This window comes from Methanolobus sp. ZRKC2 (assembly GCF_045291185.1).
Classification (GTDB): domain Archaea; phylum Halobacteriota; class Methanosarcinia; order Methanosarcinales; family Methanosarcinaceae; genus Methanolobus.
In genome coordinates this window covers 2,549,123-2,569,706 of sequence record NZ_CP146980.1, presented here as the reverse complement: position 1 = coordinate 2,569,706, position 20,584 = coordinate 2,549,123, and the positions used below count along the sequence as shown (strand labels likewise).

At 41.8% G+C, this 20,584-nt stretch carries 19 protein-coding genes and 2 tRNA genes; 10 read left to right on the top strand and 11 right to left on the bottom strand.

Going from position 1 to position 20,584, the window contains the following annotated elements:
- Positions 1 to 151: 151 nt before the first annotated feature.
- The gene (locus V7O62_RS12320) at positions 152 to 3,736 is read left to right on the top strand and encodes a GLUG motif-containing protein (protein WP_406656627.1); all 3,585 of its coding nucleotides are present in this window, start codon (positions 152 to 154) and stop codon (positions 3,734 to 3,736) included.
- Between the two features lie 139 nt (positions 3,737 to 3,875).
- Here the strand turns inward: V7O62_RS12320 and V7O62_RS12315 are convergent, their stop codons facing one another.
- Positions 3,876 to 4,271, bottom strand: a complete 396-nt coding sequence (locus V7O62_RS12315) for a hypothetical protein (RefSeq protein WP_406656626.1) — start codon at positions 4,269 to 4,271, stop codon at positions 3,876 to 3,878.
- A 1,054-nt stretch (positions 4,272 to 5,325) separates the two neighbouring features.
- On the opposite strand from V7O62_RS12315, the gene V7O62_RS12310 reads away from it, so the two are divergent.
- From V7O62_RS12310 to V7O62_RS12285, 6 genes are all read left to right on the top strand, one after another.
- Positions 5,326 to 6,651 carry a hypothetical protein gene (locus tag V7O62_RS12310; RefSeq protein WP_406656625.1) on the top strand — a complete coding sequence of 442 codons (1,326 nt, stop codon included), beginning with the start codon at positions 5,326 to 5,328 and terminating at the stop codon, positions 6,649 to 6,651.
- Entirely contained in the window at positions 6,651 to 6,953 is a 303-nt protein-coding gene (locus V7O62_RS12305) for a hypothetical protein (RefSeq protein WP_406656623.1), read from the top strand. The genes V7O62_RS12310 and V7O62_RS12305 overlap by 1 nt, the downstream gene beginning before the upstream one ends.
- Positions 6,950 to 7,135: a hypothetical protein gene (locus V7O62_RS12300; protein WP_406656622.1), complete on the top strand. Its 186-nt coding sequence runs from the start codon at positions 6,950 to 6,952 to the stop codon at positions 7,133 to 7,135. The genes V7O62_RS12305 and V7O62_RS12300 overlap by 4 nt, the downstream gene beginning before the upstream one ends.
- A gap of 152 nt (positions 7,136 to 7,287) precedes the next feature.
- The gene (locus tag V7O62_RS12295; protein ID WP_406656621.1) at positions 7,288 to 7,491 is read left to right on the top strand and encodes a hypothetical protein; all 204 of its coding nucleotides are present in this window, start codon (positions 7,288 to 7,290) and stop codon (positions 7,489 to 7,491) included.
- A 185-nt stretch (positions 7,492 to 7,676) separates the two neighbouring features.
- The gene (locus V7O62_RS12290; RefSeq protein WP_406656620.1) at positions 7,677 to 7,850 is read left to right on the top strand and encodes a hypothetical protein; all 174 of its coding nucleotides are present in this window, start codon (positions 7,677 to 7,679) and stop codon (positions 7,848 to 7,850) included.
- Positions 7,851 to 7,924: 74 nt separating this feature from the next.
- Positions 7,925 to 8,641 carry a zonular occludens toxin domain-containing protein gene (locus V7O62_RS12285; protein ID WP_406656619.1) on the top strand — a complete coding sequence of 239 codons (717 nt, stop codon included), beginning with the start codon at positions 7,925 to 7,927 and terminating at the stop codon, positions 8,639 to 8,641.
- Positions 8,642 to 8,710: 69 nt separating this feature from the next.
- On the opposite strand, the gene V7O62_RS12280 is transcribed toward V7O62_RS12285, so the two are convergent.
- Entirely contained in the window at positions 8,711 to 9,631 is a 921-nt protein-coding gene (locus V7O62_RS12280; protein WP_406656618.1) for a tyrosine-type recombinase/integrase, read from the bottom strand.
- Between the two features lie 140 nt (positions 9,632 to 9,771).
- Positions 9,772 to 9,843: transfer RNA gene (locus V7O62_RS12275), tRNA-Gly, on the bottom strand.
- A 123-nt stretch (positions 9,844 to 9,966) separates the two neighbouring features.
- Between V7O62_RS12275 and V7O62_RS12270 the strand changes: the two genes are divergently transcribed.
- Complete coding sequence (locus V7O62_RS12270) at positions 9,967 to 10,971, top strand: ATP-binding cassette domain-containing protein (RefSeq protein WP_406656617.1); 1,005 nt, start codon at positions 9,967 to 9,969, stop codon at positions 10,969 to 10,971.
- A gap of 9 nt (positions 10,972 to 10,980) precedes the next feature.
- Here V7O62_RS12270 and uvrB read toward each other — a convergent pair whose 3' ends face one another.
- From uvrB to V7O62_RS12250, 4 genes are all read right to left on the bottom strand, one after another.
- Positions 10,981 to 12,963, bottom strand: coding sequence for an excinuclease ABC subunit UvrB (gene uvrB / locus V7O62_RS12265; RefSeq protein WP_406658299.1), 1,983 nt, complete (start codon positions 12,961 to 12,963; stop codon positions 10,981 to 10,983).
- Between the two features lie 118 nt (positions 12,964 to 13,081).
- Complete coding sequence (locus tag V7O62_RS12260; RefSeq protein ID WP_406656615.1) at positions 13,082 to 13,333, bottom strand: TIGR00304 family membrane protein; 252 nt, start codon at positions 13,331 to 13,333, stop codon at positions 13,082 to 13,084.
- A complete protein-coding gene (locus tag V7O62_RS12255; RefSeq protein WP_406656614.1) occupies positions 13,333 to 13,572 on the bottom strand; it encodes a TIGR00304 family membrane protein in 240 nt (79 codons plus the stop codon). The genes V7O62_RS12260 and V7O62_RS12255 overlap by 1 nt, the downstream gene beginning before the upstream one ends.
- A 24-nt stretch (positions 13,573 to 13,596) precedes the next feature.
- Positions 13,597 to 14,388 carry a hypothetical protein gene (locus tag V7O62_RS12250; RefSeq protein WP_406656613.1) on the bottom strand — a complete coding sequence of 264 codons (792 nt, stop codon included), beginning with the start codon at positions 14,386 to 14,388 and terminating at the stop codon, positions 13,597 to 13,599.
- A gap of 570 nt (positions 14,389 to 14,958) precedes the next feature.
- On the opposite strand from V7O62_RS12250, the gene V7O62_RS12245 reads away from it, so the two are divergent.
- Positions 14,959 to 16,197: a proteasome-activating nucleotidase gene (locus V7O62_RS12245; protein ID WP_406656612.1), complete on the top strand. Its 1,239-nt coding sequence runs from the start codon at positions 14,959 to 14,961 to the stop codon at positions 16,195 to 16,197.
- Between the two features lie 82 nt (positions 16,198 to 16,279).
- Positions 16,280 to 16,354 (top strand) — tRNA-Glu (locus V7O62_RS12240).
- 116 nt (positions 16,355 to 16,470) lie between these two features.
- On the opposite strand, the gene V7O62_RS12235 is transcribed toward V7O62_RS12240, so the two are convergent.
- From V7O62_RS12235 to V7O62_RS12220, 4 genes are all read right to left on the bottom strand, one after another.
- Entirely contained in the window at positions 16,471 to 17,706 is a 1,236-nt protein-coding gene (locus tag V7O62_RS12235; protein ID WP_406656611.1) for an ABC transporter substrate-binding protein, read from the bottom strand.
- Positions 17,707 to 17,749: 43 nt separating this feature from the next.
- Positions 17,750 to 18,472, bottom strand: a complete 723-nt coding sequence (locus V7O62_RS12230) for an ABC transporter ATP-binding protein (protein WP_406658298.1) — start codon at positions 18,470 to 18,472, stop codon at positions 17,750 to 17,752.
- 61 nt (positions 18,473 to 18,533) lie between these two features.
- On the bottom strand, positions 18,534 to 19,616 hold the full coding sequence (locus V7O62_RS12225) for a FecCD family ABC transporter permease (RefSeq protein WP_406656610.1): 1,083 nt from the start codon (positions 19,614 to 19,616) through the stop codon (positions 18,534 to 18,536).
- A 47-nt stretch (positions 19,617 to 19,663) separates the two neighbouring features.
- The gene (locus tag V7O62_RS12220) at positions 19,664 to 20,425 is read right to left on the bottom strand and encodes a P-loop NTPase (protein ID WP_406656609.1); all 762 of its coding nucleotides are present in this window, start codon (positions 20,423 to 20,425) and stop codon (positions 19,664 to 19,666) included.
- Positions 20,426 to 20,584: the final 159 nt, after the last annotated feature.

Sequence of the window (20,584 nt, the reverse complement as noted above, 5' to 3'; positions counted from 1 at the left end):
ATTTGGTATTTGCTAGACAAAGTTAAATATCAAAATATTCATATATTTTGACTGTTTACTAATTCCAATTCATAAAAATGGTCCCAGAAGAAAATCGTTACAATACAGTATTCTAGCAAGCGATACAAACCTGGAATACCAGGATAAAATCATGAAAACAATGTCACAATGCTTCCATAACCACAAAAATAGTGCTCACGCATTAAAATCAAGGTCAGCTATTCTGAAAATCTCAATGCTATTGCTGTTTTGCCTGTTCCTTAGCGTACCGGCATCGGCAGCTACTTATTCTGGTGGCAGCGGTACACTTGCCGACCCATATCAGCTATCAACTGACAGTGATATTGATATGCTTTCCGTCACTTCTGCTGATTGGGACAAGAACTTCACACTGACACAGAACATTACACTAGTTGGCAATCACAGCTCAATTGGCAATTCAATTACCAAGTTCACAGGTGACTTTAACGGAAGTGGATTTGCAGTGAAGAACCTGACTGTTTTTCAAACCACTGAATATGCCGGATTCTTTGGTTATACAGATTTCGGTGCTAATATCCATGACCTTGGAGTAGAGACAAGCCCGGATGGTGTTGTATCAATAAGCAGCAATGTTGGCGTGCTGGTCGGAAAGAATTATGGCACTGTGAACAACAGTTATGCTGCTGGTAATGCCTCAGGTGGAGAATTTGTCGGCGTGTTGGTTGGAATTAATAATGGCATTGTGAGCAACAGTTATGCTACTGGTACTGCCGCAGGTAGTAGTTATGTCGGCGGTCTGATTGGACAGAATGATGGCACTGTGAACAAAAGTTATGCTACTGGTGATGCCTCAGGCGTATCCAATTATGTCGGAGGTTTGATCGGATATAATTTTATTAGTGGCACTGTGAACAACAGTTATGCTACTGGTGATGCCTCAGGTCTTAGTAATATCGGCGGTCTGGTCGGATATAATTTTAAGACTGTGAGCAACAGTTATGCTACAGGCAGTGTTACCGGAAGTGGTAATTATGTCGGCAGTCTGGTCGGAAAGAATGATGACACTGTGAGCAACAGTTTTGCCACTGGTACTGCCACAGGTAGTAGTTATGTCGGCGGTCTGGTCGGACGGAATGATGACACTGTGAGCAACAGTTTTGCCACTGGTACTGCCACAGGTAGTAGTTATGTCGGCGGTCTGGTCGGAATTAATTATGGCATTGTGAGCAACAGTTATTATTCCGGCATTCCGGACAACAGTATTGGAACTACGTCTTCATATGTCAATTTCACCAGTTTTGCATTCATTTCCGGAAGTTCAGGGCTTAACTGGAACGCAAGCGGCAACAATATCATAACAGCCAATGATCCGGGTTTTGTATGGAAAATCGTAGATGGATATACTCATCCGTTCTTCCAGTACCAGGATATACCTTCACCACTTGCACCATATGTAGAATCCATATCAGTGAGCAATGGTATCAATAACAGCGACGGTAGTGCGTCATTTAAGCTCAACGTTACAGGGTGTAGCTTTAACATCACGGACACTGTGTTTGTAAACCTGACAATGGAAGGCCAGACCCCGATAAACGGAACAATTGACAGTATCACCTATACTACCATCAATACTACATTCAACCTGACACAGGCTATTGCAGGTGACTGGTCACTATATGTCATCAATCCTGACAGCCAGAACTCAACAGCGAAGACTTTTACAATCGAATCATCTTTCATTCCGGGAATTCCAGAAACATTCACAAATACAACAGGTAAGTTCTGGGTGAATCATAGCTGGAATGCAGGCACAGGGGATATAGCTGATTTCTATAACGTAAGCTATGATATAGGCTGGCAAAATGATACGATAAAAAGTTTCAATCATACCGGACTTGCTGCTCATGCATGGTCCAATATAACGGTCTACGCATACAATTCCACTGATTCCATATTGTCGGCAGGAGTCAGTAACAACATTCAGATCCCGAACAATGCTGTCACTATTCTCAATGTAACGGATATTACAGTATGTGAAGGAGAAACTATCAGCTTTGACATCAATTCCACGGATGCAGACGGTGATACGCCGCAATTTGACTGTAACAGGAGTTCCCTGTTCGACAATTTCAATACCAGCAATGGCGAGGGTTCATGGGTCACAGACCTCAATGATGCGGGAATTTACTACATTGAATTCAATGTAAGTGACGGTTATGGTTCGGTAGATTCTCAGGTAATGAACATCACAGTAAACAATGTCATCATTCCGGGAATTCCAGAAACATTCACAAATACAACAGGTAAGTTCTGGGTGAATCATAGCTGGAATGCAGGCACAGGGAATATAGCTGATTTCTATAACGTAAGCCATGATATAGGCTGGCAAAATGATACGATAAAAAGTTTCAATCATACCGGACTTGCTGCTCATGCATGGTCCAATATAACGGTCTACGCATACAATTCCACTGATTCCACATTGTCGGCAGGAGTCAGTAACAACGTTCAGATCCCGAACAATGCTGTCACTATTCTCAATGTAACGGATATTATGGTATGTGAAGGAGAAACTATCAGTTTTGACATCAACTCCACGGATGCAGACGGAGATACGCCGCAATTTGACTGTAACAGGAGTTTCCTGTTCGACAGTTTCAATACCAGCAACGGCGACGGTTCATGGGTCACAGACCTCACTGATGCGGGAACTTACTACATTGAATTCAATGTAAGTGACGGTTATGGTTCGGTCGATTCTCAGGTAATGAACATTACAGTAAACAATGTCGTAACTCCGGTTGCCAATTTCAGTGCGAGCGTAACTTCAGGAACAGCACCTCTGACGGTCACTTTCACAGACAACTCCAGCAACAACCCGACAGCCTGGTCCTGGGACTTTGGGGACGGTGCAAATTCCAGCCAGCAAAGCCCGGTTCACACTTTCAATGCTGCTGGGACCTATAACGTAAGCCTGAATGCAAGCAACTTTGCCGGAAGCAACCTTAGCAGTAACATGACCATCACCGTTACAACAGCACCAAGTTCCAAATCATCAGGTTCCGGCGGTGGTGGTGGAAGCTCCGAAAAACTACACATCAGTGAATCGGATGAACCTGGAAAGGGTGCTGGTGAAGGCAATACGGAAGAAAAAAGCACAAAGCATGTTGAGTCAGTGAGCTTTGAAGCTGGTTCCAACGGCAAAACCCTGACTGATGTTACTGTATGGTCCAGTGAAGAAACCGGATATCTCAGCGTCGGTGCAGGCACTAAAGCTATAAGTGAGTCAGGTGGATCTGTTAACAACATCAGGATAGTAGATATCCTGCCTGCTACTGTTCCGGCAGCAACGGACGTTCCTGAGATGGAAGGTGCAATGGCTTTGCAGGCCTATGAATGTACACCTGACGGTACAACATTCTACCCGGCGATCAGCCTGACATTTGCACTGAGCGAGCAAGAATGGGAGCAATACGGAGAAAGTGCAAGGGTAGGCTGGTACAATGATGATACCGGCGAATGGGAAATAATGCAAGGAACTGCAGATGCCGTTTCAAGAACTATTACCATTAAGGTATCGCACTTCAGCACTTATGCTCTCTTCGGTGATGATACCGGAGAGGCTGCGACCGGGGCAACGGAGAAAACAAGTATTCAGAGCAGTATGTCCATGTCCTGGCTCTGGATAGTTTTACTTCTGGTAATTGTCGGAGGAACGGGGTACTATGTTACACAGGTAAAGAAAAAGGAATAATGTCGTATAGATACGGCATTTTTTTACTTTTTTATTTTGTGTGTTTTAGCTTATTGTATGTTTATTTCGATATTTACGGGGATATAAATTTATCATATATCGCCAAATAAAGGAAGGAAATCATAAAAAGGTTGGGAAATTAACCTTTCAGTCCAATCTCTCCCTTAGACAATATGTACCCGATTGCAGCACCTAAGAACCCTACAAGCGCTTGCCCTTCAACAATTCCCTGATAGGCAAGAACCGAAGCAAGACTGATGACAAGTGCAGCAAGAGCATAACTCCCAAGTACAGTATAGGTTCTTTCTCTTGCTCCACGGCTTCCCCAATTCTCGATAAGTCTGTGAACTTCGTCCCATTTGAAATTGTCAATTGCAGATTGCCAGTTCACTGTAGGGGCGATTTCCTGATTTACTTCTCCTATTTTCCCATTCTCATCGACATAATAAGATCCATGAGGAATCAAATTGTAATTTCCTTCTTCATCGATATAATATGCTCCCGGTGTAACTTGTTTCTGTGATTCTGTCATCATTATTCCTTCATATATTTTTATAATTTTAAGATTAATTTGTATACATAGTATAAATATATAATATCCATCTTCTCTTTTTCTTATTTTCTCGATCATTTCAACAGCTAAAAGATATTTTCTTATAGTTACACACACTGCCAATTAAAGGAAATCTTCCTTTTTATAGCTTCCAAGAACATACTGAAAAACGGTTGTTTCTTTATATACTAAAATCAATTTTTTCGATGTCTGGTAATGGCCTTGGAAGAAATCTTCCTATTAGTTTTACTAATCGGAAATTATATGTTTGCCTAAACCGGACAATAAGAATTTTGCAAGATCTTGCTGCAGCTGGAGATCATCAGCTCAGGCCTACAAAACAAAACCATAACAATCGATACATAATAAATAAAATTATGAACTAAAAACTATTTTTGATACTGTACAAAAAGGCAAATTAAGTATTTCCCATCAGTATGTGAGTCTCGGTCGGTCGCTGGCTTCACGCCATTGTCTGAGCAAACGGGTAATATTGGTTCGCCGAAGGGTAGCCCGCAGGGCCGGACCTTTATTGCCCGGTTGTGAGTGCGTGAATAAAAGCCAGTGTCCGACCATCACATACAGGAAATGCTATTGTCTTGCTGATCAGGGATAACTTAGCCCCCGGCATCATTCCCCCCTTTCCCATCAGGCTTAGATCGAGAGAGGGAAGCTGGCTTCATTTTGCCTGAAGAACTGCCCGGCGTGCGAGCCTACCTGGCCGCCGTCGGGCTTCCGGCCCTCTCCCCTCGGGGCTATTAGTAGATAGTACCTCTGTGTGCACACATTTGATGCACAAACTCTTAGCATATCGGTTTTTCGTTCTACCATTCTTTTATAATGTTGGAAAATGCTTATATATAATTACAGTTTGTAAAAATATTTATTAGGAATATTGTGCTTAAATCCGCTACAATACGTTTGTGCACTTTATACCATCATTGCATAGCGGTTTTGTTTTAAGAACATTGTTCTTAATGTACTTATTATACTTATTTACAAAGTTATATATGTCTACATGCTTATATACTTCTTCATGAGAACCCTTAACCTCAAAAGGTCGCATTGCGCTTCACTATCCCTTTTTTCGTTAGTCGGTTCTCTCGTACCACGTTGGAGAGCCATATTTTTTATTTCCCTGGCTCTCCTAATCTTTGTTTCTTCTGCTTCTGCTGCTCTTGAAGAAGTGCATACGGAAATTCGAACAACTGATAGTGGTCCTTTAATAGATTTTACAGGCTCACATTGGAATTGGCGTTTAGATTATGTTCGATCTTCTGACCTTCCAGATCCCGGACAAGAATACGTATTTTACAAATCTTATGTTGTAGAGAACATGGAATATTTTACGCGGGATAGTCAATATGGATGGTTGTATAATGGCTATTATTACAAGATTCCTAACGCTGTTGCCGGTGAAACGTTATATGTAGATTCTTATTATGCTAAGGTGGGTTCAGAATATAATACTTGGTCGGTAAAGCTTGTATTTTTCAGAGGTACTCCTGAACCTGATTCTACTCTTTATTTTGATGGTTCTGCATCTAATCAGAATTCGTATATTAATGATACGTATGTACCGTTGGGAGTTACAAAAGATGGAATCTTAGATTACGAAATTGGCTCATATGATTCTGAAAAATTATATTTTGTTAATTGTACTTCAGGCGGGTATTCTTATCAGGAGGATTGCAAAGACGGTAATAGTTTTGATGATTCAATGACCAGCCGCCTGGGTAGAATGGCCTATTTGCCCTATGTTGATGGTTCAGAGAGTTACACCTTTACACTATGGGAAGTTGACGGTGTAGATAAGAGTGACATTCCTTGGTATCTGTTTTTTGTAGAGCCTCTTTCGTGGCTTATTAGTCATTATACAAGTTCTACACCTACTTATACAGAGCTTGATTCCATTACTATTAATCTGCATGCGGTTGAAAGTATACCACCTGATGAGTTACCCGATGAGTTACCGGATGATGATCCAGCACCTGAACCTGAGCCTATTGATCCAATACCCAAACCTGAGCCTATAGAAATTCCTGACTATACCACTAACGAAAGCTTAAGCGGTAATTATACTGAAAATTTTACGGATTCAGCAGGTGAAATTATAGGTACTGTTTCTAATGGAACATCCGGCACTATTGGTTTTTTGCTCTCTCCGGTGCGTTCCTTGACTACATATGTCAATTATGCTAATGCTACTCTAGCCGATTCTTATAACTCTGCAAATAGCAGTAAACCTATTTTGCTTGCGATTGTTCCTCCTGTTGTCTCTGCTATTCCGGTAAAAGTACAGAAATATATTACTTTTGTCTTGGTCCTGAAACTTGTATTAATCCTTTTGAGGTGGAAATAATGGCTCTTGACCTCCTTTTACAAAGTTTTTTGAACCTTATCTTGTATGCTATTCTTTCAGTTATTGATTTTATCTTTGGAGGAATCCATGAAATTATAATGCAGATATGGACAGCTTTTGCTGAACTGTACCAAGCATTTTATGGCCTGATTATGTCTGTAGTCGGCCTGTTTACTGATTTCTTGGGTGCTCTCTTGCCTTCCGCATGGTTTGCTCTAATGCTTATCACAATGCTGGTTGTTTTTGTTCTCCGTGTGTATCATTTCCTGAAAGATGTTTCAATAGCGGGGTTCAAAATATGAGCGATTTTATTATTTTAATTCAGTTCATTGCTTCCGTTGTTGGGGCCGCATTTGATGCTTTTGATACTGTTTTTATGGATGGGTACACCTTTTTAGATATCTTTTTGGCATTGGCTTATTTTGGTTCTATCTTGTGGTTCTATGAGGAACTTACCGATATACGAGGAGGTCGGAACGATTAATCTTAATTATACCGAAGCTGCCCTTTTCTTTAACGCCTCTTCTGCTGGTTCTACTTATTGGCACAACGAGGATTTGGTTATACTTCTCTTGATAATAATTGCACTTTGTCAGGTTTTCCAACTTGTATTAGTTCTCTGGAAGTGGGTTTTAAATGATTAGTCTTGGCCTTGGTCCTTATCTTGATAATCAGTTTGCTTGTCTGCCTCTGAGCACTCAGATTTTTTTAGCTTCTGTTATTGTTCTTGGTGGCTTTGTCGGCTGCTTCTGGTTATCTGTCTATGTCTTGGTAACTGAAGTATTTCACATTCCTTTTAGAAAGTTCTTAGATGATCTTTGCGGAGTTGATTCTGAATGACTGATGTTTACACTCAAATAGTAACAATTGTAGGACCACCTCAAAATGACGTGCAGGCAACGGTTGTTTATTTCGTGGCCTGTGTTGTTGGTCTTTTGATTGTGTTCTTAGTTCCGTACGTTATGAAACTCATAGCTTCAACAGGCCGATAAGTGGCCATTGACTGAGTGGAGGTGAAAAAATAGATGGGTCTGACAGAAGATTTAGCAAATATGACTGAGATTGTAGGTTTCGGCTTTGACACTTTGGGAAGTGCAATGTCTAGTTTCACCGTGTATCCTATGAACATCTTTGTAGGGTTCACTATTGTTGGTATATCTTGGAAGATGGTTGCAAAATACATCATCAAGAGGAAGTGACCAAAGGAATAAGTCCGGGGCAAATTTCAGGCTTGCCTGATCTATGCCCTAGACGCAAACTATAGAGGTCTTTTATGTCAGTTGAAATTATCGGAGCTCCCCCAAGGAAAGGGAAGACTTATTGGGCTACTCGGAAAGCGTTGAAATCTATGGAGAAAAAACACAATAAACGCTTGGAAAACCAAAAAGCACGTTTGAAGAATCCAGATATTCCGGTTTATACTGGTCAGGTATTCACTAATTATCCAGTGTTTCATCCTACTCTCGGATATACTAAAGTGTGGGAGGAAGGTTTTGAAGAAATGCCTATTTTTGATTCAGATATCTATATTGATGAATCGCACAGGTATTATAATTCTAGAAAAATCAAGAATTTTACAAGTGAAATGCATGATTTTTTTGCATGGTCTGGGCAGCGTGGTAATAATGTTGTACTGATTACGCATGACCCGGGGCGTGTTGATACAATTATCCGTGAGATATGTGAATGCTTCCGGTTTGCTCGTAACTGGTCCTTATTTGGTCGGCCTATCATCTTTTTCATTGATTCTTATTTATCTGAAGATGAGTATAAGCAGCGTCATACAGGAACTCGTTATTCTATGGACTGGTTCTTATTCTCAAAAAAAGTTGCAAAGTCCTATGATACTCATTTCTTCCGTAATGAGCCAGAGGAAAAGCCATATTATAAGGATTGGATGGAACGTTATGGTTTAAAAGAGCCACAAATGACTACAATCCGGGATTATTTAAAAAAGTGTCTTTTTAGGGTTAAGTCCTACTGGACCTAACCCGGCTTGAGGCCTAAGCCCAAAAAGAATAGATCAAGAAAGAAAGACGCAGTTAATATTTGACCTGCATCAATAAACAAGGAGTGGCGGCGAGCATCTAAAATACTCTTCTTTTACTAGTTCCATATCTATATCAAGATAAAAGCCGCTCCATACCTCTTTTTTAATAGTGTGTCCGAGCAAGGTTTGAATATGTTCTCCTTTCATTCCTTTTCTACGAAGATATGTTGTAACAAATCCTCTAAAACAATGTGTTGACATTTTCTTTTCAAGCGGTGCGTCTGGATCAGGATCGTGAAAGCCGATATTTTCAGCATGATATTGTATGAATTCGTTGATATCATCTTTATGGATTCTGCCGCCGTGTTCCGTAATGAAAAGGTAAGGGCTTTTACATTTTCCTATTTCTACCCGGCTTTCTCTCCAAGATAAATATTCCTTGAGAACGAATTCGAGTTCAAGATCAATAAAACGGATAATGTTTTTAGCTCTCTTTTTTCGTTCAATAATTATTATTTTATTCTTAAGGTCGATATCTTCCGGTTTCAGGAGTAATAGTTCTTCCCTGCGAATCCCGGTTTTTGCAAATACCATCACTATTGTTAGTTCGAGTATGAGTTCCAACCTTTTTATCAATTCACGCACATTTTCAAGTTTTGGAACCTGCCTTCTTTCTGAAGGTTCTACGTTGTCCAGATATCTTTTACGAAACCCGGTTATCGGGTTAGTATCAACTATTTTTTTATAAATCAGAAATTCATAGAAAGACGACAGACCAGAAAATATATTTTTTAAAGTTGACCCACTGAGATCTCTTAACATTAAGTATTCCAGATATTCTTCTAATTCTTCTGTGTCTACTTCACCGGGTTCCGGGAAATATTCTAAAAATGCCTTTACGTTTTGACTATATCCCTGAATAGTTCTTTTTGCTCTTCTACGAATAGTTAAATCTCGTTCAAAATTTTGTAATAACTCCACTATTACCACCGTTTTTTAGAAGTGGCATATATAGTTTTGTATCAACTATTTAAAAATATTCTATATAGTGTCTATAAATCACATAGAAAAATGAATCAAGTGATACTGTTTAATTTTTATATTAACAGTAATAAGGAAAAAGGGTGATATGCGCCGACCGGGATTCGAACCCGGGTTTAAGGCTTGGAAGGCCTCAGTCATAGCCACTAGACCATCAGCGCAAGATTGCAACTCATACAAGCGTTTTTCAAATATAACGTTTTCGCCTGGTGCTGAATAACAGCAAATAAGTATATTTTGGATCATGCATATCTGAATCCTACAATCAAATACAGAGGACAAAATTGATCGATGCAGCTATTCATACCGAAAAAATAACAAAGAAATACGATGGAGTGACGGCTGTCGACAGTGTTGACATTACTGTGGAAAAAGGGGAACTCTTCGGGTTGCTTGGACCCAACGGGGCAGGGAAGTCAACACTCATAGGCATGCTTTCCACAATGTTAAGACCCACTTCAGGCAACGCACAGGTCTGGGACTACGACATAAAGAGAGATGCCACAAAGGTACGCAAATCAATTGGTGTGGTATTTCAGGATACCACCCTTGACCAGAAGCTCACCGGGAGGGAGAACCTGGACCTTCACGGAAGACTCTATGGCTTGCCAAAAAAATCACGCCACCAACGCATTGATGAAGTGCTGGAGCTTGTAGAGCTATCCGAATGGGCTGATGAGATCGTGCAGAAATACTCCGGCGGAATGATGCGCCGCCTTGAGATTGCCAGGGGATTGATGCATCATCCCAATGTATTGTTCATGGACGAGCCCACACTGGGACTCGATCCACAGACAAGGAACCACATATGGGATTACATAAAAGAACTCAACCGGGAAAAGAATATCACCATCATACTCACGACCCATTACATGGAAGAAGCAGACAGGCTCTGCAACCGCCTGGCCATCATCGATCACGGGAAAATAATCACCAGCGGAACACCTATGGAATTAAAGTCATCACTTGGCGGAGATATCCTTAACCTTGAGTTTACCACAAATGAAGATACTGCAAAGCTTATTGAACACTATTCAGCAAACACACTTGCAGGCAGTATTTCCGCATCTGGAAATACAGTACAGATCACCACCGCCGAGGGAGAGCGGACGATACCCGATGTGCTGAAAGTTACATCACAGATTGGCCTCGATATCCAGTCAGTTAGCCTGCACAAACCAACCCTTGATGATGTTTTCCTGCATTACACAGGAAAAGGAATACGGGACTCAGATACCGACGCAGGAAAAATAAAAACTATGAGAAGGAGAAGACACGCAGGAAAATGAGGAAAGAAACTACATCGTGTAGTTTTCACGCAACTCTTTTATCCTATCCCTCAGTTCCGCAGCCCTCTCGAATTCCAGATTCTTGGCTGCAAGATGCATTTCCGCCTCAAGGTCAATAACCATATCCGAAAGTTCCGTTGTGGACAGGTCTTCTGCTATTGACATTATCTCCGAAACCCCCTCATACTCTTTAGATTCCACAAGCTCTTTTTGCAGTGCTTTCTGAATAGTCTGCGGAATGATATCGTGTTCACGGTTGAAATCTATCTGGAGTTTTCGACGCCTGTTAGTCTCCTTCATAGCGCGCTCCATTGAACCGGTGATGTTATCAGCATATAGCATCACACGACCCTCGGAATTCCTGGAAGCACGCCCGATGGTTTGGATCAGGGAACGCTCTGAACGCAGGAACCCCTCCTTGTCCGCATCAAGTATGGCCACAAATGCGACTTCAGGAATATCCAGCCCTTCCCTCAGCAGGTTAATACCCACAAGTACATCGAATTCACCTTTTCGAAGATCCCTGACAATCTCCGCACGCTCGAGAGTATCTATATCAGAATGCATATATCGCACCTTGACACCCATTTCCACCAGGTAGTCAGTCAGATCCTCAGCCATTCTCTTTGTAAGGGTTGTTACCAGGGTACGGAAACCTTCAGCAGTCACTTTTCTTATCTCACCGATCAGGTCATCTACCTGGTTCTCTATTGGCCTCACCGTAACCTCGGGATCTACAAGGCCAGTAGGCCGGATGATCTGCTCCACCACAGCACGGCTCTTTTTTAGCTCATACTCTGCAGGAGTGGCAGACACGTAGAGAACATTGTTTAACTGCCTTTCGAATTCATCATAGCGAAGTGGACGGTTGTCATATGCGGATGGAAGGCGGAACCCATAGGATACAAGTGAGTCCTTCCTCGCATGGTCACCGTTGTGCATGCCCCTTATCTGGGGAATGGTCACATGGGACTCATCGATAACAACCAGATAGTCGTCCGGGAAGAAATTAAGTAATGAAGACGGCGGGGCACCTGGTTTACGACCATCAAAGTGACGGGAATAATTCTCTATACCACTGCAATAGCCTAGTTCCCTTATCATTTCTATGTCGAACCTTGTACGCTGTTCAAGCCGTTGTGCCTCAAGAAGTTTGTCTTCCGACCTTAAGCGAGCCAGCTGTTCCTCGAGTTCGGCCTCAATGGACTTCAGCGCCTCTTCGATATACTCTTCCGGCATAACGAAGTGCTTTGCAGGATATATCATAGTACTCTCTCCGGGAGCTAGCTCATGAATAACCTTTCCTGACACAGGATCAAAGTAGGTCATTCTGTCTATCTCGTCGCCGAACAATTCTATCCGTATGCCCCGGAGTTCCTGAGCAGGATAGACTTCTATAGTATCTCCCCTTGAGCGGAATTTTCCCTTACTGAACTCAACATCGTTGCGTTCATACTGTATATTGATGAGGGACTCAAAAAGTGATCTTTTGTCTATCTCTTCCCCCACTGTCAGAATAACTGACATCTTACGCCATTCATCAGGAGAACCAAGGTTATAGATGCAGGATACACTTGAAACAACTATGACATCCTTGCGCTCAAGCAAAGACCTGGTGGCAGAAAGGCGTAAACGGTCAATCTCTTCATTTATTGAGGAGTCCTTTTCTATATATGTATCACTTGTCGGGATATAAGCCTCAGGCTGATAGTAATCATAATAACTCACGAAATACTCAACTGCATTTTCCGGGAAGAATTCACGAAACTCAGAGAAAAGCTGTGCTGCAAGAGTCTTGTTATGTGCAATCACAAGTGTGGGCTTCTGTATGTTCTGGATGACGTTTGCAACTGTGAATGTCTTACCAGAACCGGTTACACCCAGCAGAGTCTGATGTTTCTTATTCTTTTGGAATCCACCTGAGAGCTGTTCTATAGCTTTTGGCTGGTCACCCCGTGGTTCATAATCAGATACAAGTTTGAACGGACGCATCATTTGTAGTATTGAACTGAACCTGTATAAACGTATTCACAATGGCTACGCATGCCTATTACAAATTTGTGAACAACAAAAAACAATTTAACAGGATCACAGCTTAACCACAGAATACTCACCTGAAAACAATGAAATAAATAACCATAAGAGCTATTGCCAGGATGATCAGGGTTTGTGCACTCTTATTGTCGGAACCAAAGATTATCGGGATAGGACCTATCATAATTAGTCCACTACCTTTCACCTCGGCTCCCGAGGATTCATCATTCTCCCTGTTTCCGAGCATTGAACCCATACTACCGAGTATGATAAAAAGAAATCCAAGCATGATTAAGAGCATGCCTACGGAGATAAGCAATGCAGACATTATGACATCCTCCTTGCGAACAGGAGATAAGCGATTGCTATAATAACACCTGCCCACAGCATTGAAGTTGTGATCTCAGGAGAAGAACCAAAAGCTATTGGTATCGGACCGATGAGAAGGACACCTCCGAATTCTCCGTCAGACCCACCTGAGGAAGATAACATACCCAGGAATACAAGGATAAAACCAAGGACAATGAGTAAAATGCCAATACGAATAGCATTCTGAGAAGAACTCATGGTTAAGAAAAGGATTTGTGGGATTTATACCCTGTGATGGAATTGATGCGGAACATTTACCCTGGTATCAGGATAGGATGGTTCCATTTCATCTGCAATGTACCTGTATTCACGCTGGGTTCTGTTACCACGGCGGTCAAGAAGTTTTTTCTGGAACATCCTTGAGAGATATGTAGATACAGTGCTCTGTTTTATTGGACCGTATATTCTTTCATATTGCTGCTGGATGTCCTGTGAAGAAAACCAGACTCTTGGATACTCATATTTAAGAAAGAGTTCAAGCCTCTCATTAATAGTAAGGGAAGAATCATTGATTCGTTCCCTCAAAGTGGTGGTACGGACAGGAGCTATGTGAGCATCCTGCCGGGCATTCATTACTTCTGGTACAGTCGGCTGAACCTGTTGGTTGTGGAGTGGTGGTGGTTGGGCTATAGAGGAGTTTTGCTGAGCCGACTGACCATGGAAGTAATATGGTGCTGCCGCAGGGGGCAGATAATAATTATTTGGCTGGAAAGCCTGTTGTGATTGCAACTGCTGGTAGAACTGCGGAGGAACTTGCTGTTGTAAAGGCAATTGCTGTTCCTGAACCGGATTCACAGTTTGTGAATATGGCATCACAGGTTGTTGTATAGCAGTTGGAACGTTACCGGAAGAAGTATTAGATGAGTTAATAGACGAAGGTTCGGTGTATATTTTGTTCTCGTCCTCTAGAGAGTCTATGAATGCAAGGATGCACCGTTTCCAGTGCTTCCCGCCGAATTCGACACTCGTGCTTTCAGCGCCATCTTCATCGATGATCTCAAGCCGAACCTTCATCCTATTTGCCTCTTTTGCAGATCCATTCATCCCCTCAGATTTGTGGATTCACATACCATTTATCCCCTCAGATAATGGTTGCTCGTTTAATCTTGATCCGTTGATATGTGATCACTTCCGGAACACAATGTTTCCGTGTGACCTACAATTACTTAAATGGAAGTAATAATATATAAATATTCCGTTTGATATCAGTATGCATTTGTTTTTAGACAGAATAAAGCCCTATTATCCCTTTTTTCTTGATTTAAAGAGATTAAGACAGCCATACTATCCTTCCACTAATTCATTAAGTGAAATTAATGGTAGATAAATTTTTCTTTTTTGTCCTGTTATGAACTCAATTTTTAATTATCACAATTAAATACAGCATTAAAGTCTTTAATTACAAAATAACACCTTAAAATGAATTTATTCGTCAAAAAAAGCTGAAATACAGAAAAAATTCCTGTTTTTTGTGAAACTAAAAAAGAAACGGAAAGGAGCTAAAAACTTTCCACCAGAGAAGGCAAGGCTTCCCTGAAATGCTTGCAGTTGATTTATATGACATGATGCCCATAGTATGCCCTTATGTCAAACAGTAGTGCTGAGTCGCCGGTTGACACTGAAAACCCAAAAATGGGGACTCCTATGGAGTCAGAAGATACTGAAAAAAAAGACGTTGATTCACTGCTTCAGGAAATCGAAGTACTGAAGGTGAGCAATGAGAATATGCGGGCAAAATTACTTGAAGCGAGCATGCTGGCCAATAGTTACCTTGAAGAGGCCAATAAGCTCAAAAAACAGATTGAGCAGTTGACAAGGCCCCCACTTTTCATTGCCAGTGTAATGGAAGTAGAAAATGACATGGCAGTCATAAGACAACACGGGAACAACCAGGAAGTTGTCACAAAGATCCCTGCCAATTTCCATGGCGAGATACAGCCAGGAATGAGAGTCTGTGTAAATGCTGCATTCTCCATAATATCCATTATCAGCAGGGCAGCCGATGTGCGCGCACAGGTCATGGAACTAATCAATTCACCTGGCGTGGACTATGATATGATAGGAGGACTTGACGATGTCCTCAAGGAAGTCATTGAATCCGTAGAGTTACCACTTACCGAGCCTGAGCTTTTTGAGAAGATAGGTATAGAGCCACCAACAGGAGTTCTGCTTTACGGTGCACCAGGAACTGGAAAAACACTTATTGCAAAGGCCGTTGCATCCCGCGCGCAGGCAACTTTCATCCGCATGTCAGGCTCAGACCTGATTCAGAAGTTCGTGGGTGAAGGTGCGCGCCTTGTTAAAGATGTATTCCAGATGGCCAGGGACAAAGCTCCATCGATATTATTCATTGACGAGATCGATGCTGTGGGAGGCATGCGTACACATGATGGCACCACAGGTTCTGCAGAAGTCAACAGGACAATGCTCCAGTTGCTTGCGGAGATGGATGGTTTTGACGCAACAAGAGATGTCAAAATTATTGCTGCAACCAACAGGATAGATCTGCTGGACCCTGCATTGCTCCGCCCGGGACGCTTTGACCGTGTGATCGAAGTGCCAATCCCCGACGAGAAGGGACGTACGGAGATCATGAAGATACACACCCGCAAGATGAATCTTGATACGGATGTTGACTTCGAAAAACTCTCAAGAATAACCGATGGCCTGAGCGGTGCTGATCTCAAGATCATCACCAAGGAAGCCGGCATGTTTGTCCTGAGAAGACGTGGCGACAAGATAAGAATGAAAGACTTCATGGATGCCTACGAAAAAGTAGTCACCGAAGAAGAGACAAATATTCCTCACGGTATGTTTGCATAAAGCAAATGTACCCACATTTTTCCAAACGAAAGGTTAATATGCATTAAATGACTTTCAAGATGCTGTTAAGCCAAATCAAATTGCTCCGATAGTGTAGCACGGCCAATCATGCAGGACTCTCACTCCTGCGACTGGGGTTCGAATCCCCATCGGAGCATTCTTCTATTACTCTTAATTTTTGTTTTGAAATTTAATCTTTTAACTGAGTTGCCGCACTTTTTTCCTGAAAAATATAAGAGCCGTACCAATAGTAGCACAAATAAAAAAAAAGAATCATGGACAGGTCGGACATTCCTCAACAGTCCAATCCATCCACTGGGCAGAACGTAACTCTTTTGCGGTTTCCAGGTCTACCCCATAGACCTGTTGGTAGAATTCCAGTAACCATTCATCAAGCTCCACATCCTCAAATAACTCAGGATATGTACCTGTTGCTATCACCATTACATCAATAGGATACTCTAATCTTTTTGCACAATTACAGGGCGACCATGGGAGTGCCACTACCTTTCGATTCTTTATGGCATCCATCTCCTGAAGATTTTGATAATAAGGTGCTTCATAGAGTTCAAGAGGCGGATGATAGCCGGATGCAGTACAGAGCACAATAACATCAGGATTGAGTGCCAGCAAATGCTCGGAACTTACTGTCTTGAAATATCCTTCTTCCTGGAAAGCATTGTTAGCATCCACAATGTCCTGAATAAAGAAAGACTCGATCGTATCAAGACCAAAGACCTGCCCGGCTCCACCGTTTCCACGTGCCTTGGGAGAGGCACCGAATATCAATACTTCAGGCTTATCCTCATCCTGCACATCCTGTGTTTTCTCACTTACAAACTTCACCTGTTCCTCCAGGTAATCAGCAATAATTCCTGTTTCATTCTCTTTACCAAAGACCTGGCCAATGATATTGATTTCATCAGATATTGTAGACATATCAGGAGAATCATAACAATTCGGACTGTGAAGTACAATAAGAGGAATTCCCAGGGATTCTATTGTCTCGATACTCTTCCGGGTAGTCTCATCTTCAACATATCGGAGAGAGCAACTGCCTGCACGAACAATCACAACATCCGGTTCAAGACTTGCAAGAGTCTCATAATTGATTGCGGAACCGGAAGATACAAACAAAGGCAGATCCATTATCCAGGGATTTAAGTATGTCACCGGATTCATGCCATCCTCATAAACATATGTTTCCCCGCCAACTGTTTCATACGTGTAATTAAAATTACGCTGAAGACAGCTGGAGCCGACTCCTACAAGAGTATCCTGAACTCCGATAGCTGCCATGACGCCTTCGACAAAACCATCACTAACCGTAGCAACCCTCTCAATATCCGCCGGCACCTGGACAACAACCCCACGACTGTCAACAACAGTCCTGTATTGTTGTTCAACTGCAATAGAGCTATCATTTCCATTTTCAGTGCATCCGACACCTAGCAAGAAGCTTAGCAAAACAACAAGCACCAAAAAATAATGTACATTGATTTTCATCATTACTTCTCCATTTAAAAGGCTAAAAGATTTAATCTCCGGAAAACTACCTCACTCTTGCAGAAACACTTCTGGGAAGCACCATTCTTATCCCATCAAAAGACCTGACAGCACACATATCCTGATAAACATCATTAAGAATATCTTCAGTAATCACACGATCAGGAGGACCCTGGCTGATTATCCCGTTCCGGTTCATAACTACAACCTTATCACAAAACCATGAAACATGGTTCGGATCATGGCTGCATGCAAGAATTGTGATCCCCTGCTCGCTTATTTTACGCATAAGGTCCCATATACCCATCTGGTTGCGGAAATCAAGTGCGGAGGTGGGTTCATCCAGAAAAATAATACGCGTTTCCTGAGCTATGGCCCTGGCAATAAGTACCATTTGCCGTTGTCCTCCTGACAATTGATTATAAGGCTGCTCTGCAAGATGAGAAATCTCCAGTAATTCCAAAGCATCCCATGCTTTCTTCTTATCCACCTGCCTGATACCAAAAAAAGCACCTAAATGCGGAGTTCTTCCCATCAGAACTACTTCTTTAACAAGATATGGGAACGGGGGTTTGTGCTCCTGGGGAACATAGGCTACTATCTTTGCCATATCCTCAATCCTGCAATCACCGATATCAACACCATCCATAACAACCGAGCCTTTAGAATATTTCAGAAATTTCATACAACATTTGAATAGTGTGGTCTTTCCACACCCATTCGGCCCGAAAAGTCCGCAAAGCTGGCCTTCTTCAACATTGAACGATATGTCATGCAGAATGGTGGTGGACCCATAGTTAAAATGAATATTCTTTACCTGAAGAATATGATCACCCCAGCAGAGATCTTCCTTTGTTCCGTAACAGATAGCAAAGGTATGGGGCCCCGAGTATCGAAGTAATAATCCCCACCGGGATTTCAGAAGTCGTAAGTGTTCTTGCCATTGTATCGCATACGATCAGATAGATGCTTCCGAGCATAGCTGCAGAAGGTATTACAAATCTGTTATCAGGCCCTACTGTCATTCTTGCCGCATGTGGCATCATAAGACCTACCCATGCAACAATCCCAACAACTGAAACTGCAATTGCCGTAACAAGAGTAGCAATAGAGATGATAATAAATTTTGATCTTTCAGGATTTACACCCAATGCTTTTGCTTCTTCATCTCCCATAGAGAGGATATTCAATTTCCATGCATACATCCACATTATCAGGAAAGAGACAAACACTATTGGCACTGTAATCATAACATCATTCCAGGTAGCGTAATAGAAGCCACCCATAAGCCAAAATACAATCTCACGCAGTGCCGAATCATCAGCGGTGTATTTTAGAAGAGAGACTAATGCCGAGAATATCGACCCGATTATTATGCCGCCGAGTATCAGAGTTACTACCGGAGTCTGACCTCGTGTTCTTGCCAGCATATATGCAGCCAATACGGCAATCGATCCAAAAATGAATGCAGCCACCTGTACAGAACTGAAAATTTCAGGATAAACGATCCCCAATGCTGCACCAAATGCAGCACCTGAAGAAACACCAAGAATATATGGCTCAACCAAAGGATTCTTGAAACAACCCTGGAAGACGGCACCGGATGTTGCAAGAGCAGCTCCGACAGCGATGGCCAGCAGGACTCTCGGGAGACGAATATTCCATATTATAGTATTATGCAGCTTGCTGACTCCGGAAATATCCTGATATGGATTGATGTTTGCAAATATGGTTGCATAAACATTTGTAAAAGAGACATCATAAGCTCCCATTAACATTGCAAGCACTGCACAAAGAACCAGAGATAAAAAGAAGATGAAAAGAATACCATATTTACGAGTATCAGAAAAAGCTTCAAGATTTACTTTATATTCATCTTTCAATTGAAAGCCTTTTCTGAAAACTTCAAGCATTTTTCTCCTCCTTAAAAGTTAGGCATGTATTGCTAAACTGCAATAAATTAGTCTTTTAATTTCACTAAAAAAGATACTATTGACTCTATTTCCGGAGAGTTTACATTGAATTCATTCCCAAGCAAACCTGCTCTGAAAACAGATTCCATAATAGGAAGAGTCGCAAGAACACGATTTTGAGGAACTTGCTCAAAAAGAATAGTTTTACTTCCCCCTTCAACCCTGTTCAGCACAAAATATAGTTCTTTTCCGGCAGCATTCGCAAGATTGCTTATCTTCTCTGACAGACGTATAGATTCATAAGATGGGTCAATAACCATGAACAGTGCATCGCAGCCTTCCTCTACACCCCTGCCAAAATGCTCGACACCAGCTTCAGTATCGACAAGAACAAAATCATTACTTGCAGTGTCAATATTCTTCAGTAAATGTTTTGAAAGAGCACCCATAGGACAGGCACAACCCTCACCAAAATCATGGATTTTCCCTACTGACATGAGTGATAAGTTTCCATTTCTGGAGACATATTCTCTGGGAATATCGGCTATTTCCCACCTGCTTTCAAAAAACTGAACCTCTTCCCCTGATGAAAAACTATTCATCATCTTTTCAGCAAGCTCATTTTTTCCGCCGAAATAATTAAGGAAATCCTGCGGCAATTCCATTCCTAACTGCCGGTGAAGTCCGAAGTTGGATTCGTCATTGTCTACAACAAGGACATTATATCCCCCTCGGACCATGGCTTGTGCAAGTAAGGCTGTTAATGTACTTTTTCCACATCCACCTTTACCACATAAAAGTATTTTCAAAATATCACCACTTTATTTATTTTTAAGCGGACCCTTACATGTGCGGACCCACTTCATTTGACAAGCTGGTAACTTACCCATATGAACATACTCCTGGAGAATGCCATAGCACTATTTCCAATAAAGCATCGTTTTTATTGCTATTTTATCAGTTTTTTG